The sequence below is a fragment of the Rubrivivax gelatinosus genome (assembly GCF_004340905.1).
Taxonomy (GTDB): Bacteria; Pseudomonadota; Gammaproteobacteria; order Burkholderiales; family Burkholderiaceae_C; genus Rubrivivax; species Rubrivivax gelatinosus.
In genome coordinates, this window is record NZ_SLXD01000013.1 from 32,664 (window position 1) to 49,362 (window position 16,699).

General features: G+C 71.4%; 14 protein-coding genes. 5 read left to right on the plus strand and 9 right to left on the minus strand.

Annotated elements, in window-relative coordinates:
* Positions 1 to 10: 10 nt before the first annotated feature.
* Together EV684_RS18815 and EV684_RS18820 are read left to right on the plus strand one after the other, a co-directional pair.
* A complete protein-coding gene (locus tag EV684_RS18815) occupies positions 11 to 1,168 on the plus strand; it encodes an ABC transporter permease (RefSeq protein WP_132648830.1) in 1,158 nt (385 codons plus the stop codon).
* 6 nt (positions 1,169 to 1,174) lie between these two features.
* Positions 1,175 to 2,344 carry an ABC transporter permease gene (locus EV684_RS18820; RefSeq protein ID WP_132648831.1) on the plus strand — a complete coding sequence of 390 codons (1,170 nt, stop codon included), beginning with the start codon at positions 1,175 to 1,177 and terminating at the stop codon, positions 2,342 to 2,344.
* Here EV684_RS18820 and EV684_RS18825 read toward each other — a convergent pair whose 3' ends face one another.
* From EV684_RS18825 to EV684_RS18840, 4 genes are all read right to left on the minus strand, one after another.
* Positions 2,345 to 4,051 carry an AMP-binding protein gene (locus tag EV684_RS18825; protein ID WP_165908535.1) on the minus strand — a complete coding sequence of 569 codons (1,707 nt, stop codon included), beginning with the start codon at positions 4,049 to 4,051 and terminating at the stop codon, positions 2,345 to 2,347.
* 144 nt (positions 4,052 to 4,195) lie between these two features.
* Positions 4,196 to 5,020, minus strand: a complete 825-nt coding sequence (locus EV684_RS18830; RefSeq protein ID WP_132648833.1) for an HDOD domain-containing protein — start codon at positions 5,018 to 5,020, stop codon at positions 4,196 to 4,198.
* Between the two features lie 329 nt (positions 5,021 to 5,349).
* Positions 5,350 to 6,963 carry a GMC family oxidoreductase gene (locus tag EV684_RS18835; RefSeq protein WP_132648834.1) on the minus strand — a complete coding sequence of 538 codons (1,614 nt, stop codon included), beginning with the start codon at positions 6,961 to 6,963 and terminating at the stop codon, positions 5,350 to 5,352.
* Positions 6,964 to 7,057: 94 nt separating this feature from the next.
* On the minus strand, positions 7,058 to 7,696 hold the full coding sequence (locus EV684_RS18840) for a MarC family protein (RefSeq protein ID WP_132648835.1): 639 nt from the start codon (positions 7,694 to 7,696) through the stop codon (positions 7,058 to 7,060).
* A 339-nt stretch (positions 7,697 to 8,035) separates the two neighbouring features.
* Between EV684_RS18840 and EV684_RS18845 the strand changes: the two genes are divergently transcribed.
* The gene (locus tag EV684_RS18845; protein ID WP_132648836.1) at positions 8,036 to 8,539 is read left to right on the plus strand and encodes an RNA recognition motif domain-containing protein; all 504 of its coding nucleotides are present in this window, start codon (positions 8,036 to 8,038) and stop codon (positions 8,537 to 8,539) included.
* Positions 8,540 to 8,717: 178 nt separating this feature from the next.
* Here EV684_RS18845 and EV684_RS18850 read toward each other — a convergent pair whose 3' ends face one another.
* From EV684_RS18850 to EV684_RS18865, 4 genes are read right to left on the minus strand one after another with little or no spacing between them, the layout of a single operon-like run.
* Positions 8,718 to 9,503, minus strand: coding sequence for an SDR family oxidoreductase (locus EV684_RS18850; RefSeq protein ID WP_132648837.1), 786 nt, complete (start codon positions 9,501 to 9,503; stop codon positions 8,718 to 8,720).
* Complete coding sequence (gene lptC / locus EV684_RS18855) at positions 9,500 to 10,189, minus strand: LPS export ABC transporter periplasmic protein LptC (RefSeq protein WP_132648838.1); 690 nt, start codon at positions 10,187 to 10,189, stop codon at positions 9,500 to 9,502. Before lptC ends, EV684_RS18850 begins: the two co-directional genes overlap by 4 nt.
* Positions 10,190 to 10,195: 6 nt before the next feature.
* Entirely contained in the window at positions 10,196 to 10,765 is a 570-nt protein-coding gene (locus EV684_RS18860; protein WP_132648839.1) for a KdsC family phosphatase, read from the minus strand.
* 1 nt (position 10,766) lies between these two features.
* Entirely contained in the window at positions 10,767 to 11,756 is a 990-nt protein-coding gene (locus EV684_RS18865; RefSeq protein WP_132648840.1) for a KpsF/GutQ family sugar-phosphate isomerase, read from the minus strand.
* Between the two features lie 37 nt (positions 11,757 to 11,793).
* Here EV684_RS18865 and EV684_RS18870 point away from each other — a divergent pair, with 37 nt between their 5' ends.
* The gene (locus EV684_RS18870) at positions 11,794 to 13,794 is read left to right on the plus strand and encodes a monovalent cation:proton antiporter family protein (RefSeq protein ID WP_132648841.1); all 2,001 of its coding nucleotides are present in this window, start codon (positions 11,794 to 11,796) and stop codon (positions 13,792 to 13,794) included.
* A gap of 93 nt (positions 13,795 to 13,887) precedes the next feature.
* Positions 13,888 to 14,427 (plus strand): adenine phosphoribosyltransferase, encoded by a 540-nt coding sequence (locus EV684_RS18875; protein ID WP_132648842.1) that lies wholly within the window; start codon positions 13,888 to 13,890, stop codon positions 14,425 to 14,427.
* Positions 14,428 to 14,449: 22 nt separating this feature from the next.
* On the opposite strand, the gene EV684_RS18880 is transcribed toward EV684_RS18875, so the two are convergent.
* Positions 14,450 to 16,627, minus strand: a complete 2,178-nt coding sequence (locus EV684_RS18880; RefSeq protein ID WP_165908536.1) for a prolyl oligopeptidase family serine peptidase — start codon at positions 16,625 to 16,627, stop codon at positions 14,450 to 14,452.
* Positions 16,628 to 16,699: the final 72 nt, after the last annotated feature.

Genomic DNA, 16,699 nt, shown 5'->3' on the forward strand with positions numbered 1-16,699 from the left:
GGGCGACGCGGTGTTCCTGCTGCGCCTGCTGCTGAAGAACGCGTTCCGCCACCGGCTGCGCACGCTGCTGACCATCGTCGGCCTGATGGTCGCGGTCTGCGCCTTCGGCCTGCTGCGCACCATCGTCGACGCCTGGTACGCCGGCGCCAACGCGAGTTCCAGCACGCGGCTCATCGTGCGCAGCGCGACCTCGCTGACCGTGCCGCTGCCGCTGGCCTATGCCGAGCGGCTGCGCGCGGTCGACGGCGTCACCGCGGTCAGCTGGTCGAACTGGTTCGGCGGCGTCTACATCACCGAGCGCAACTTCTTCCCGCAGTTCGCGGTCGACGGCGCGAGCTATCTGCCGCTGTACCCGGAGTTCGTCGTCGCCGACGCCGAACGCACGGCCTGGCTGCGCGACCGCCGCGGCGTGCTCGTCGGCCGCACCCTGGCGGCCAAGTACGGCTGGCAGGTCGGCGACACGGTGCCGCTGCGCGGCACGATCTACAGCGGCACCTGGAACTTCACGATCCGCGGCATCTACCGCGGCGCCGACCCCGGCGTCGACGAGAACCAGATGCTGATGCACTGGGGCTACGTCAACGAGATCCAGCGCCAGCGTTTCCCCGGCCGTGGCGACTCGGTCGGCGTGTTCGTCGTCGGCATCCGCGACCCGAACGACGCCGCGCTCGTCGGCCAGCGCATCGACACGATGTTCCGCAACTCGCTGGCCGAGACGCTGACCGAGACCGAGAAGGCCTTCCAGCTCGGCTTCGTGTCGATGAGCGAGGCGATCCTCGTGGCGCTGCAGGCGGTGAGCCTGATCGTCATCGTCATCATCATGGCGGTGATGGCCAACACGATGGCGATGACCGCGCGCGAGCGCCTGGCCGAGTACGCGACGCTGAAGGCGCTGGGTTTCCCGCCGGAGTTCGTCGTCAAGCTGCTGTTCGGCGAGAGCCTGCTGATCGCCGCGATCGGCGGCGTGCTCGGCGTGCTGGTGACGCTGCCGCTGGCCTCGGCCTTCGCCAACGCCGTCGGCACGCTGTTCCCGGTGTTCCGCGTCGCGCCCGAGACGATCGCGCTGCAGCTGCTGGCGGCGCTGGCGGTCGGCGTCGCCGCGGCGGCCTGGCCGGCGTGGCGCTCCAGCCGCATCGACATCGTCGACGGCTTGAGACACGTGGCCTGAGCCCCGATGCGCCGCGCCGTCCCGCTCGCCTACATCGCACGCAACCTCTGGGTGCGGCGCGTGACGACGGCGCTGACCGCCGGCGGCATGGCGCTGGTGGTCTTCGTCTTCGCCACCGTGCTGATGATGACCGAGGGCATCCGCGCGACGCTGGTGGCCACCGGGCAGCCGGACAACGTGGTCGTGCTGCGCAAGGGTTCCAACGCCGAGATCACGAGCACGATCACGCGCGAGCAGGCCGGCGTCATCGAGAGCCTGCCCGGCATCGCGACCGACGCGCTCGGCCAGCCGCTCGTCAGCCGCGAGCCGGTGGTGCTGAACAGCCTGGTCAAGCGCAACGGCAAACCCGGCAACGTGACGCTGCGCGGCACCTCGGCCACCGGGCTGGCGCTGCGGCCGCAGGTGCGCATCGTCGAAGGCCGCTTCTTCCGCCCCGGCAGCGCCGAGATCGTCGTCGGCCGCGCCGTCGCACGCGGCTACGACGGCGTCGCGCCGGGCTCGACGCTGCGTTTCGCCGGCCGCGACTGGACCGTCGTCGGCATCGTCGACGCCGGCAGGACCGGCTTCGACTCCGAGATCTGGGGCGACGCCGAACAGCTGATGCAGTCCTTCCGGCGCCTGGCCTACTCCAGCGTCGTCTTGCGCCTCGCCGACCCGGCGGCCTTCGAGGCGGTGCGCACTCGGCTGGAGGACGACCCGCGGCTGACGCTGGAGGCCAAGCCCGAGATCCGCTTCTACGCCGAGCAGAGCGAGCAGCTGGCCAACTTCATCAGCATCCTGGGCACAGCGCTGGCGCTGATCTTCTCCACCGGCGCGATCGTCGGCGCGGCGATCACGATGTTCGGCGCGGTCGCCTCGCGTGTCGGCGAGATCGGCACGCTGCGGGCGCTGGGTTTCCGCCGCGAGGCGGTGCTCGTCGCCTTTCTCGGCGAGTCGCTGCTGCTGGCCTTCGTCGGCGGTGTCTTCGGGCTGGCGGCGGCCAGCCTGATGCAGTTCGTCGACGTCTCGACGACCAACTTCGCGACCTTCTCCGAACTCGCCTTCCAGTTCCGGCTGACGCCCGTCATCGGCGCCAAGGCCATCGGCTTCGCGCTGGCGATGGGGCTGATCGGCGGCTTCGTGCCGGCCTGGCGCGCGGCGCGGCTGAAGATCGTCGACTGCCTGCGCGCGGCCTGATCAGGCGCCGCCGCCGTCGTACCAGACGACCGCCCGGCCGCCAGCGGTCCATTCCTCGTAGCGGCGCGCGAACAGCGCCTCGATGCGCCCGCGCTTGACCTTGAAGGTCGGCGTGACGAGGTCGTTGCCCACCGTCCAGGCGTCGCGCATCGCCACCAGGCAGACCAGGCGCTCGTGCGGGTCGAGCAGCGAGTTGACGGTGGCCAGATGGTCGGCCAGCGAACGCTCCAGCGCGGCGCGGCCTGCGGCGTCGGCGGCCTGCGCCGCGGCGGCCGGGTTCAGCATCACCAGGCCCAGCGGCTGGTGCAGATGGGCGCCGCTGACGCAACAGGCTTCGACCGCCGGGTGCATCACCAGCTTGTCCTCGATCGGCGCGGGCGCGACGTACTTGCCCTTGCTGGTCTTGAACAGGTCCTTCACGCGGCCGGTGATGCGCAGGTTGCCGCCGTCGTCGAGCTCGCCCTGGTCGCCGGTGTGCAGCCAGCCGTCGGCGGTGAAGGCTTCGCGCGTGAGTTCGGGCTCGCGGTAGTAGCCGGTCATCAGCGCCGGGCAGCGCATCTGGATCTCGCCGCTCTCCGGGTCCAGCCGCGACTGCACGCCGTCGTAGGGCAGGCCCACGGTGCCGGGGTGCGGATGGCCGGGCAGGGTGGCGTGGCTGATGCCGCAGTTCTCGGTCATGCCGTAGACCTCGACGACGTCCAGCCCCAGCCGGCCGTACCAGCGCAGCAGGTCGGGCGGCATCGGTGCCGCACCGCCGGCGGCGAAACGGCAGGCGTCCAGCCCCAGGCCTTCGAGCACCTTGCGCCGCACGATCCGGCCCAGGCCCGGCACGGCGAGCATCGTGTTCAGCTTGGACGGCGGCATCCTGGCGTGCACGCCCTGCTGGAACTTCAGCCACAGCCGCGGCACCGAGAAGAACACCGTCGGCCGCGCCCGGCGCAGGTCCTCGGTGAAGGTCTCCAGCGTGTCGGCGAAATAGACGCGCATGCCGCTGGCGAGCTGGCCGTGTTCGACCAGCGTGCGCTCGGCCACGTGCGACAGCGGCAGGTAGCTCAGCATGCGCGCGTCGGCGTCCAGCCCGCCGATGCGCCGCAGCCCCGACTGCAGCGCCCAGGCGAAGTGCGAGAAGCGGTGCATCACGCCCTTGGGCGCGCCGGTCGTGCCCGAGGTGTACATCACGGTGCAGAGCTCGTCGCCCGGGCGCACCGGCTCGCCGGCCAGCGGCGCGGTGGCGGCAACGATGTCGTCCCAGCGCGGCGCGCCGCTGCCCGGGCCCAGCGGCAGCTCGACACAGGGCAGGCCGTCGGGCACGCCGGCCTTCATCTCGGGCCAGACGTCGAGCTTGCCGACGAAGAGCAGGCGCGCACCGCTGTGCTCCAGAACCTGGCGCACCGTGGCCGCGGCCAGCGTCGGGTACAGCGGCACCGAGACGTGGCCGGCCATCCAGATCGCCCAGTCGGCCATCAGCCAGTGCGCGCTGTTCTTGCCGAGGATCGCGATGCACGAGCCGTGCGGCAGGCCGAGCGACTTCAGATGCGCCGCCATGCGCCGCGCCTGGCCGACGGCCTCGCTCCAGCTGATGTCGCGCAGCGTGCCGCCGCCCGGCTGGGTGAAGGCGATGCGCCCGGGCGCGCTCTTCTCCCAGTGCCACAGGCGCTGCAGCGCGAGCGCGTCGTCGGGCACGGTGTCGGGGATCGTGTCGGACATGGCGGCCACCCGGCGGGCCGCGACTCGGCCCGGACGCGGCCAGACTAGCCGCGCTGCACGCGCACCGGCTCAGGGCTTACGACGAGGCGGCGCCAATGCACGAACGCGTCATCCCGCGAACGCGTGACCGGGACGACCCTGGGGTCAGCGGCCGTGGCTCAGCGCGTCGGCGAGCTGTTCCTGCACCTGGCGCACGCTGCGCAGCGCCAGCGTGACGTCGAGCTCGGCCAGCGGCGCGATCGTCGCGATGACTTCGTCGACGGTCCCGGGCTCGTTGATCAGCGCGTGCGCGATCACCGAGACGGCGCCGATCGCACGCCGGTTGGGCGGCATCTGCGGCGGGAACTCCAGGCCGAACTGCAGCAGCACGTGATGGCGCACGCAGGCCACGGCGGCCTGGCCCAGGCCCCAGCTCTCGCACAGCGCGGCGCCCAGCGCGTCGTGGCTGACGCCGAAGCCGGCGTGTTCCAGCGTCAGCAGCTCGGTGTCCGAACGTGCGGCACGCAGCATCGCGCGGTAGTGGTCGGCCGCGTGGCGGAACAGCACCGCCTTGCCGCACTCCTCGAACAGCCCGGCCGAGTGTGCGGCCCAGGCGTCGAGCGACAGCTTGTGCGCGATGCGCCCCATCACCAGGCCGCGGCGGGCGGCGCGCGACCACATCGGTTCGAGTTCGGCGGCCGGCGGGAAAGCGGCCCGCAGGCCGATCTCGAAGGTGATGGCCGCGATCTCGCGCATGCCCAGGTAAGTGATCGCCTGCTGCACGCTCTGCACGCGCCCGCGCAGGCCGTACAGCGACGAGTTCACCGCCTTCAGCACCGCGGCGGCCAGCGCCATGTCGGCTTCGATCAGCGAGGCGGCGGCCGTGAGGTTGACCTCCTCCTCGGCGAGCAGCAGCGAGAGCTTGACGAGCGCCTCGGGTTGCGCCGGGATGTCGATCTCCAGCGTTCGCAGTTCGGCGTTGACGGACATGGGCGGCTCGAAAGAGGCAGAGGAAGGACGCGGCGATCGTAGTCCCCTGGCCCGGCCGGGCATCACGACAACAGCGGGCGCATGACCACGTTTCTCCGCCGCGCCGGGCGGCGGGAAAACGAAAAAGGGCGCCACCGGAATCGATGGCGCCCCTTCGTGCTGTGGTCCTTGACCCTGGTCGCCATCTTCGTTTGATGTGCGGCGACCCGGTGCCAGGCGTCTGTTTGTCTCCTCGACCCCCCGCTGGCCGCGTTGGTGGTCCCTAGGGGCAACCGATGCGGCGCGAGTGAAGACACTGTAGCGGCGCGTATCCGCCCGGACATCGGGACTTACCCGTCACGGGCCATCCACTCCGCTGCACGTTCGGCGATCATCAGGGTCGGAGCGTTGGTGTTCCCGCTGGTAATCGTCGGCATCACGCTCGCATCGGCGATGCGCAGCGCCGCGAGGCCGCGAACACGCAGCTGCGAGTCGACGACCGCCAGAGCGTCGTCGTCCCGCCCCATGCGACACGTTCCCACAGGATGGAAGATGGTGGTGCCGATGTCGCCGGCCAGACGCGCGAGTTCGTCGTCGCTCTGGTACTGCGGCCCGGGCTTGACCTCACGCGGGCGATAACGCGCCAGCGCCGGCATCGAGGCGATGCGGCGCGTGAGCCGCAGCGAATCGGCCGCGACCTGGCGATCCTCGGACGTCGACAGGTAGTTGGGCACGATGCGCGGCGCGTCCTCGGGCCGCGGCGACGCCAGCCGGACCTCGCCGCGTGCGCTGGGGTTCAGGTTGCAGACGCTGGCGGTGAAGGCATCGAAGCCGTGCAGCGGCTCGCCGAAGGCCTCCAGCGACAGCGGCTGCACGTGGTACTCGATGTTCGCCGCCGCATACGCCGGCGACGAGCGCGTGAAGGCCCCCAGTTGCGACGGCGCCATGCTCATCGGGCCGCTGCGCCGAAGCGCGTATTCGGCGGCGATGCGCGCCTTGCCCAGGGCGCTGGCCGACAAGGTGTTCAGCGTGCGCGTGCCCTCGACGGCGTAGACGGCACGGATCTGCAGGTGGTCCTGCAGGTTGGCGCCGACGCCGGGCAGCTCGTGCCGCGTCTGGATGCCCAGCGGCTGCAGCCAGTCACCGCGGCCGATGCCCGAGAGCTGCAGGATCTGCGGCGTGCCGATCGCGCCGGCGGCGAGCACGACCTCCTGGCGCGCCCGCGCCACCAGCGGCGCGCCGCCGCCCAGCGGGCGCACCTCGACGCCGGTCGCACGGCCGCCGTCGAGCAGCACGCGGGTCACCGTCGCGCCGGTCCAGACCTGCAGGTTGGGCCGCCCCAGCGCCGGACGCAGGAAGGCCTTGCTGGTGTTCCAGCGGATACCGGAACGCTGGTTGACCTCGAAGTAGCCGACGCCTTCGTTGTCGCCGCGGTTGAAGTCCTCGGTCGGCGGGATGCCGGCTTCGCGGGCCGCGGCGGCGAAGGCGTCGAGGATGTCCCAGCGCAGGCGCTGGCGCTCGACGCGCCACTCGCCGCCGCTGCCGTGCAGCGCGTCTCCGCCGCGCCAGTGGTCCTCGTGGCGGCGGAAGTACGGCAGGCAGTGCTCCCAGCGCCAGTTGGCGTCGCCCGTCGCCGCGGCCCAGCCGTCGTAGTCGCGCGCCTGGCCGCGCATGTAGATCATGCCGTTGATGCTGGAGCAGCCGCCCAGCACCTTGCCGCGCGGGTAGCGCAGGCTGCGGCCGTTGAGCCCGGGGTCGGGCTCTGTGCGGTAGAGCCAGTCGGTGCGCGGGTTGCCGATGCAGTAGAGGTAGCCGACCGGGATGTGGATCCAGTGGTAGTCGTCCCTGCCGCCGGCCTCGACGAGCAGCACGCGGCGCGAGGCCTCCGCCGACAGGCGGTTGGCGAGCAGGCAGCCGGCGGTGCCGCCGCCGACGATGACGACGTCGTACTCGGCGGCACTCACCGCGTGGACGGCGGCAGGCGGCGGGGAGCGGGTTCGGGGCGGGCGGGGTGCATGCGTGTCTCCTGTCGTTGTCGTTCGAATGGCCCGCCGGCGTTCAGGTCAGCGGGCTGGCCAGCACCGGGAAGAGCTTGAGCAGGCCCTCGGCCATGATCTCCACGGCCAGCGCCGCGAGGATCAGGCCCATCAGCCGGGTCATCACGTTGATGCCGGTGCGCCCCAGCCAGCGCGCGATGCGCTCGGAGGCCGAGAAGGCGACAAACGTGGCGATTGCGACCACCACGCCATAACCGACGAGCACAGCCAGCTGCCACCAGTGCCGCGTGCGCTCGGCGTAGATGACCATCGTCGAGATCGTCGCCGGCCCGGTGAGCAGCGGGATCGTCAGCGGCACGACGGCGATGCTGGCGCCGGCGTCCACACGCTCGTTGCCGTCGCTGACGTCGGTCGGCTTGGTCTCCGCCGGCTGGGCGTTGAGCATCGCCACGGCGCTGAGCATCAGCAGCAGGCCGCCGCCGACCTGGAACGAGGCGATCGAGATGCCGAAGAACTCGATGATCTTCAGGCCGGCCAGCGCGCTGGTCGCGATCACGACGAAGGCGGTGAAGGCGCTGATGCGGATCGTGCGCCGGCGCTGCTCGGGCGAGAAGTTCTGCGTGAAGTGGATGAAGAAGGGGACGACGCCGAGCGGGTTGACGATCGCCAGCAGCGCGATCAGCGGCTTGAGAAGATCCATTGCGGCGATGGTAGCGGGCGAGGCCCGGCAGACCGCCGAGGGATGCTCCGGACAGGCCGGCGGCGCAGCGCCCGTGCGCGACGCCCGGAGCCGGCGCACAGGGCTTGCGCCAGCCCCCTCCGGCGGCATCGGATTCTCAAATTAGGGGGCTGAACCCCGGTTTTGGGGTTTGCATGGGGGATCGAAAACAACATTTGGCGGCCGCCCTCTTTACAGGCCGCGGCCGGCGGCACCCATAATAGGCCGGTCTGTGTCTGGTAGCCGCGCCTTTGAAATGAATGGTTCACGCAAGGGTAGAAGCTCCGCATGGCTCCTTGGTTCTAGATAGAGGGCTTCTCTGTGGGTAACAAACTGTACGTCGGCAACCTTGCGTATTCGGTGCGCGACGACTCTCTGCAACAAGCGTTCGCGCAATTCGGCACCGTCACCTCCGCCAAGGTGATGATGGACCGTGAAACCGGCCGCTCGAAGGGCTTCGGCTTCGTCGAGATGGGTTCGGACGCCGAAGCGCAGGCCGCGATCAACGGCATGAACGGCCAGCCCCTCGAGGGCCGCGCGATCGTCGTCAACGAGGCCCGTCCTCGTGAAGACCGTCCGGGCGGCGGCGGTGGCGGTGGCTTCCGCGGCGGCTACGGCGGCGGCGGCGGTGGCGGCAGCTACGGTGGTGGTGGCGGCGGCGGCTACGGTGGTGGTGGTGGCGGCGGTGGCCGCAGCCCCTACGGCGGTGGCGGCGGCGGCGGTCGTGGCCCGTACGGCGGCGGCAACCGCGGCGGTGGCGGCGGCGGCTACGGCGGCGGCAGCGGTGGTGGCTACGGCGGCGGTGGCCGCAGCAGCGGCTACTGATCCGTAGACCGTTGGCCCGCGCTCATCGCGCGGGTTGAACCGATCACGAGAACAAGGGCACCGGGCGTCATGCTCGGGGCCCTGTTTTGCTTGGTGCGCCGGCCTGCACTGGCGCACCGGCGGGACGGCGCACGGCGTGCCCGCGAGCGCCCAGGGCCCGCCGCCTGCGGCCCGGGACTCAGGAGGCCGTCTCGCCCCGCCGCGGCTTGCGCCCCCGGCCTGCAAACAACCGGTCGAAAAGCGGATTCGGCAGCAACCGCATCAGTTTGGCCACAACGCCCATCTGCCAGGGGATCACCCGGTAGCTGGCGCCGCTTGAAATCGCGCGAAACGCGCGTTCGGCGAACTGCTCGGCAGACAGCAGGAATGGCATCGAGTACGGGTTGCGTGCCGTCAACGGGGTGGCGACATAACCCGGAAGGATGGTCACCACCCGGACGCCGCTGTCACGGCACTCCCCCCTGAGACTCTCGCAGTACGCGACGACGGCCGCCTTGCTGGCGCAGTACGCGCCGTGGCCGGGCAGTCCCCGGATGGCCGCGACGCTGGCGATGCCGACCAGCGTGCCGGCGCGCCGCGCGCGCATCGCGCCCACGAACGGGTGGAAGGTCGCCGCCAGGCCCACGTTATTGATCGCCAGCGTCTCCTGCAGCACGCCGAGATCCTCGCGGATCGCCGTGTCCATGCCGATGCTGATGCCGGCGCTGGCGACAACGACGTCCGGCAGCCCCTGACGTTCGATGCACAGCCGTCCCGCCTCCGCGATGGACTCGAGGTCTGCGACGTCCGCCCGGTAGACCTGCACACGTTCGGCGTCCAGCCCCTGCGCCAGCACCCACGCCTGCAGTTCGTCGGCGCGGCGCGCGACCAGCGCCAGACGCCAGCCGGCTTGCGCGTAACGCCGCGCCAGCGCCTGACCGATGCCGCTGGAGGCCCCGGTGATGAAGACCAGCGGCGCGTTCATCGCGGCGCCCGCGGCGGGAACACGCCGCGCATCGGGCCGGACAGATCGAGCTTGCGCAGGCCGTGGTCGTACTCCAGCCCGCGGGCATCGAACACCCCGCCGTCGGCGGCGGTCACACGCACCGGCAGGTGGCTGCGTACGCGCTCGGTCGCCAGGAACGCATGGAGAAACTCCCCGTCCATCCGGATCGTCTGGCCGCGGTCGTCGGTGGTGGTGACGTGCGCGGAGCCCAGCAGCTGCACCTCGCTGGCGTCACCGGTGGCCAGCGCACGACGTGCGTCGGCCAGGGTGATCCGGCCATCGGGCGTGACCGCGCGGATGCGCACGTGTTCGATCTCGATCTGGTCGGTGGCGGGATAGTGGCGCATCAGCTCGCCCTCTATGCGAACCTTCAGCCGGCCGTCGGCGGCGAAACGCTCGAGCGAGAAGCCGGTCATCGTGTAGTCGGGCTCCTGGCGCAGCTGCGTCTGCTCCGGCGCGCGCGGCGCGGACGGCGTGTTCTTGACCAGCCACCAGGTGGCCAGCGCGAGCAGCGCCATCAGCAGCAGCGGCAGGTAGGCCGAGACCGCCTCGCGCAGGCGCAGCGACCAGGGCATTCGCGGGCGAGCGTCGCCGGGCGGCAACGGCGCCTGGCCGACGCTGATCGGCACCTCGGGCAGGTCCGGCAGATGGAGCTCGACGCTCATCGCCGCTCAGGCCGTGTCCAGCGACTGGAGATGGCCCCGCAGCAGCGCCTCGTAGCGGCCGCAGGCGACGAGCAGCAGGTCGCAGAACTCGCGTGCCGCCCCGTGGCCGCCCCCGGCCGTGGTGACGTGCTGCGCCACCGCCTTGACCTCGGCGTGCGCGTTGGCCGGCGCGCAGGCGAAGCCGGCACGCACCATCAGCGGCAGGTCGGGCCAGTCGTCTCCGATGGCGGCGACCTGCGACCACTGCCAGCCGCGGCGGGACAGCAGTTCGTTCGCCGCGACCAGCTTGTCGTGCACGCCGTAGACCGCTTCGGCCAGCCCCAGGTCGGCGACGCGGCGGCGAACCGCCGGCGAATCGCGCCCGGTGATCACCACCGGCTCGATGCCCGCCTGGCGAAGAAGCTTCAGGCCGTGGCCGTCGAGCGTCGAGAACGCCTTGACCGTCTCGCCCTCGGCGCCGATGTAGATGCGGCCGTCGGTCAGCACGCCATCGACGTCGAAGATCGCGGCCTTCAGGCCGGTGGCGCCGCCTTGTGCCTTCAGCAGCAATGCCGGGGCGAAGTTCAGGGCCGGCATCTCAGATGACTTTCGCACGCATCAGGTCGTTGGAGTTCAGCGCGCCGACCAGCCGCCCGTCGGCGTCGACCGCCAGGACGCTGGTGATGCGGTCGCGCTCCATCAGGCCTGCGGCGTCGACCGCCAGCGCGTCCTGGGAAATCTGCTTGGGCGCCGCGTGCATGACGTCGCCGGCGGTCAGGTTGCGCAGGTCGGCACCACGTTCGATGAGCCGGCGCAGGTCGCCGTCGGTGAAGATGCCGGCCGGACGGCCGTCGGCGTCGACGAGCGCGGTGAAACCCAGCCCCTTGCGCGTCATCTCGCGCAGCACCTCGGAGAAGCTGGCGCCGGTTTCCACGCGCGGCACGGCGTCGCCGCTGCGCATCAGGTCACGCACATGCATCAGCAGCTTGCGGCCCAGGCTGCCGCCGGGGTGCGAACGCGCGAAGTCCTCCTCGCGGAAACCACGTGCGTCCAGCAACGCGACGGCGAGCGCGTCGCCGAGCGCCATCTGCGCCGTCGTGCTGGCCGTCGGTGCCAGGTTCAGCGGGCAGGCCTCCTGGTCGACGGCGCAGGAGAGGACGTGGTCGGCATGGCGCGCCAGCGTCGAACCGGGCTTGCCCGTCATGCCGATGATCGTCACGCCCAGGCGGCGGATGGCCGGCAGGATGGCGGCGAGCTCGTCGACCTCGCCGCTGTTGCTGATCGCGAGCACGACGTCGCCGGAGATCAGCATGCCCAGGTCGCCGTGGCTGGCCTCGGCCGGATGCACGAAGAACGCCGGTGTGCCGGTGGACGCCAGCGTCGCGGCGATCTTGCGGCCGACGTGGCCGCTCTTGCCCATGCCCATCACGACGACGCGGCCGCGGCACTCGAGCATCGCCTGCACGGCGGCGGGGAAGCCCTCGCGCTGGCGTTCGGCCAGACCGAGCAGCGCACGCGCCTCGATCTCGAAGGTGCGGGCAGCCAGTTCGAGCGCACGCTGGGAATCGAAGGGGCGCGGCGAAGTCATGGGGCGTGCGGCGTCGAATAGGATCGAAGGATTCTAGATGGCCACCACCCTCGAACTCGTCCTGCTGTACCTCGTCGCCGCCGTGCTCGGGGTCGTGGTCTGCCGTTCGCTGAAGCTGCCGCCGATGCTGGGCTACCTGGTGGTCGGCGTGTTGATCGGGCCGAACGCGCTGGCGCTGGCGCAGGACAGCGCCGGCGTGAAGTACCTCGCCGAGTTCGGCGTCGTCTTCCTGATGTTCGTGATCGGGCTGGAATTCAACCTGCCCAAGCTGCGCAGCATGCGCACCGTGGTCTTCGGGCTCGGGCTGTCGCAGGTGGCGGTGACGATGATCGGCACGCTCGCCGGCCACCTCGTGCTCGCCGCGTTGTACCAGCGCCTGAGCGGCGAACCCTGGCGCATGTCCTGGCAAGGCGCGGTGGTGCTGGGCGGTGCGATCGCGATGTCGTCGACGGCCATCGTCGTCAAGCTGATGGCCGAGCGCCTGGAACTCGAGAGCGAGCACGGCCGCCGCGTGATGGGCATCCTGCTGTTCCAGGATCTGGCCGTGGTGCCGCTGCTGGTGCTGATCCCGGCACTGAACTCCAGCGGCGAGCAGCTGCTGGTGTCGCTCGCCTGGGCGGTGCTGAAGGCCGCCGGGCTGCTGGCCGTGCTGCTGGTCGGCGGACAGAAGGTGATGCGCTGGTGGCTCACGCTGGTGGCGCGGCGCAAGAGCGACGAGCTGTTCATCCTCAACCTGCTGCTCGTCACGCTGGGCCTGGCCTGGATGACCGAACACGCCGGGCTGTCGCTGGCGCTGGGCGCCTTCGTCGCCGGCATGCTGGTGGCCGAGACCGAGTTCAAGCACCAGGTCGAGACCGACATCCGCCCGTTCCACGACGTGCTGCTGGGGCTGTTCTTCATCACCATCGGCATGAAGCTGGACTGGCGCCCGGTGCTCGACCAGTGGCTGCTGGTGCTGCTGCTGACCACCGTGCCGGTGGCAGCCAAGTTCGCCCTCGTCGCGGCGCTGGCACGCGGCTTCCGCACCGCGCCGGGCGTCGCGCTGCGCACCGGCCTGTACCTGGCGCAGGCCGGCGAATTCGGCTTCGTGCTGCTGACGCTGGGCGCGGACCACGGCCTGGTCGATGCCGAGTGGATGAGCCCGATCCTCGCCAGCATGGTGATCTCGATGCTGGCAACGCCGTTCATCGTCATGCACGCCGACCGCATCGTGATGAAGCTCGCCGCCAGCGACTGGCTGATGCAGTCGGTGCAGCTGACCTCGATCGCCAAACGCGCGATCCGCACCGAGAAGCACGTGATCATCTGCGGCTACGGCCGCAGCGGCCAGAACCTGGCGCGCATGCTGGACACCCAGCACATCCCGTACATGGCGCTGGACCTGGACCCCGACCGCGTGCGCCAGGCCGCCGCCGCCGGCCAGAGCGTGGTCTTCGGCGACGCGGCGCGGCTGCAGAGCCTGATGGCCGCCGGCCTGGCGCGGGCCAACGCGGTCGTCGTCAGCTACCCCGACACGCCCTCGGCGCTGAAGATCCTGCGCCTGGTGCACGAACACGCGCCGGCGGTGCCGGTGATCGTGCGCACGATCGACGACTCCGACCTGGAGACGCTGCGCGCGGCCGGCGCCACCGAGGTCGTGCCCGAGGCGATCGAAGGCTCGCTGATGCTGGCCAGCCACGCGCTGGCGCTGGTCGGCGTGCCGATGCGCACCGTCATCCGCCTGGCGCGCGACGCGCGTGACGCACGCTACAGCCTGCTGCGCGGCTACTTCCACGGCGCCGACGACGACACCGCCGGCGACCTGCAGCAGGAGCGCCTGGCCACCGTGACGCTGCCGCCGGCGGCCGCGGCCATCGGCGAGCGGCTGGCCGACCTGACGCTGGGCACGCTGGAAGTCGGCGTGATCTCGATCCGCCGCGCCTCCGGCCCGCCGGCCAAACCGGCCGACGACACCGTGCTCGGCGCCGGCGACACACTGGTGCTGTCCGGGCTGCCCGAAGCGCTGGCGCTGGCCGAGCAACGGCTGCTTCGCGGCTGACGTCTCGCAGACCCGACGCCGGCGCTTGCTCCACGTCAATCGCCCTCGCGGCAGCAGAAGGCCGCCCGGGGGCGGCGCCTATCATCCCGCGCCATGAGCCCGGAGCAATACATCAAGGCCCACATCCGAACCGTGCCCGACTGGCCGGAACCGGGCGTGCAATTCCGCGACATCACCCCGCTGCTGTCGAACCCGCGCGTGTTCCGCGTGCTGATCGACCAGTTCGTGCACCGCTACTTCGACGTGCGCCCCTCGGCGATCGCCGGGCTGGACGCACGCGGCTTCATCATCGGCTCGGTGCTGGCCTACGAGCTGAACGTCGGCTTCGTGCCGATCCGCAAGAAGGGCAAGCTGCCGTTCACGACGGTCGAGGAAAGCTACGAGCTGGAGTACGGCTCGGCCACCGTCGAGATCCACACCGACGCCGTGAAGCAGGGCGACCGTGTCGTGCTGATCGACGACCTGATCGCCACCGGCGGCACGATGATGGCCGGCCGCAAGCTGCTGGAACGCCTGGGCGCCGAGGTCATCGAAGGCGCGGCCATCGTCGACCTGCCCGAGCTGCACGGCTCGCAGCGGCTGCGCGACTCGGGCCTGCCGCTGTTCACGATGGTCAGCTTCGAAGGCCACTGAGCGCGCACGCCGCGGGCCGCGTTCAGTCGGCCCGCTTCAAGTACTGCCACAGGAAGGCGTAGGTGTCGACGTTCTCCTCGAGCTGCTGCGTGCGCGTGTCGCCGATGCCGTGGCCCGAGGCGTAGTCCAGGCGCAGCAGCACCGGTGAATCGCCCGCGCGCGCGGCCTGCAGCCGCGCGGCGAACTTCAGGCTGTGCCAGACCGCGACACGCGGGTCGTTGACGCCGTGCTTCAGCAGCACCGGCGGGTAGCGCGTGCCGTCGCGCACATGCGCGTACGGGCTCATCGCCAGCAGACCGCGGAAACCTTCTTCGGTCGTCACCGAACCGAACTCGGGGATGTTGGGCGGGCCGTTGGCCTCGAACTCCGCGCGCAGCGTGTCGTGCACGCCGACGCTCGGCACGACGGCACCGAACAGGTCAGGACGTTCGGTCAGCACGCGCCCGGCGAGCAGGCCGCCGGCACTGCCGCCGCTGAAGCCGAGCTGGCGCGGGTTCGTCCAGCGTTCGGCGATCAGGTACTCGGCACAGGCGACGACGTCCAGCCAGGTGTTGCGCTTGTTCAAACCCTTGCCGGCCAGGTACCAGTCGTTGCCGTAGACGCCGCTGCCACGCGGGTTGGCGAAGGCCAGCACGCCGCCCTTCTCCAGCCAGGCCAGGCGCTCGCGGCGGAAGCTCGGGTCGATCGTGAAGCCGTAGGAGGCATAGGCCGTCAGCCAGACCGGGTTGCGGCCGTCGAGCCTGACGTCGCGCCGATGCACGATGCTCATCGGCACACGCGCGCCGTCGTGGCTGGTGACCAGGACCTCGGTCGTCGTCAGCTCGGCCGGTGAGTCGATGGCGGCGAGCACCGGCAGGCCGATCTCGGTGGCGCGGCCCTCGCCGTCGACACGCAGGTGGCGCAGGCCCTGGGTCCAGCTCTGCAGCGCGATCAGCAGACCGTCCTGCTGCACGGCATTCAGGTCGCGGCCCCAGCCCTGGTCGATGTAGATCTGGCCGGCGAAGGGCAGCGCGACCGGCTCGAAATCGGCACCGTCGCGATGAGGGCGGCGCAGCAGCCGGTGCACGTTGCCTTCGCGCACCAGCACGTAGAGCGCGTCGCGTGCGGCGACGACACGCTGCACCACGCGCTCCGACGCCGGCAGCAGAACGCGCGGCGGCTGGCCCGGCTGCGCCAGGTCGTAGGCCAGCACCTGCTGGCGCGGCGCGCCGCGGTGGCTGACGGCGTAGAGCGTCCAACCGCGCACGCTGTAGTCGACGATGCCGTCGTCCATGCCGGCCACCGGCGACCACTGCGCCGCCGGGTCGCGACGCTGCGCCCAGGGGCCGGCGTACAAGGCCATCTCGTTGGCGACACCGTTGCCGAGCGCGACCAGCGCCCGCTCGGTGCCGGGAATGCGGCGCAGCAGCACGTCGCCATCGCGGCCAGGGTCCAGCCCGGGCCAGGCGCGGCCCGGCAGCACCTCGTCGCGCGCCGGCTGGCCGGCCTCGCCGAGCGTGAACAGCACGAGCTCCGAATCGCGGTACTTGTCCTGCGGCCCGCGGCCCGGGCCGGGCGCGTGCTGGCGCAGCATCACCAGGCTGTCTTCGTCCTGCCAGTGCGGGTAGCCGGCGCGCGGCAGCGGGCCGAGCAGCACGCGGCCGCTGGCGACGTCGACGACGAGCAACTGGCCTTCTTCGGAGCCCGCCGCCGAGACGACGACGCCGGCGCGCGTGCCGCCGGGCGAGGCGCTGTAGTAGTTGATCGCCTGGGGCTGGCCGGGCGCCGCGCCGGGCAGGCGGATCGCCATCGGGTCGAAGACCAGGCGCTCGTCGCGGCCGCCGGGCGGGCGCTGCATCAGCCGGAACTGGTTCTCGGCGACACCACGCTTCAGATAGAACAGGCTGCCGTCGCCGCGCAGCTGCCCGCGGGCGACGCTGTCGCTGCCGCTGCGTTCCAGAGCCTCCAGCCGGGCGCGGAAGGCGGCGCGTTCAGGCAGCGCCTTCAGCACCGCGTCGGCGTGCTCGGCCTGGAGCTTCATCCAGGCTTGCACCTCGGGCGAGGTGGTGTTCTCCAGATAGCGGTAGCGGTCGACGACCTGCACGCCGTAGAAGCTCTCCTGCACAGGCCGCACCGGCGCCGCCGGGGGCTCGGCAGCCCCGGCCGGGAGGCTGATCAACAGGCCGGCGGCCCAGGCCGCGGCGCAGCGCGCGATCGACATGCGTTCGTCTTCCGTCTGGGCCCGGTTCGGGCGACGAGGCATTGCACCGACGGCTCGCGCCCGGGTCAACGC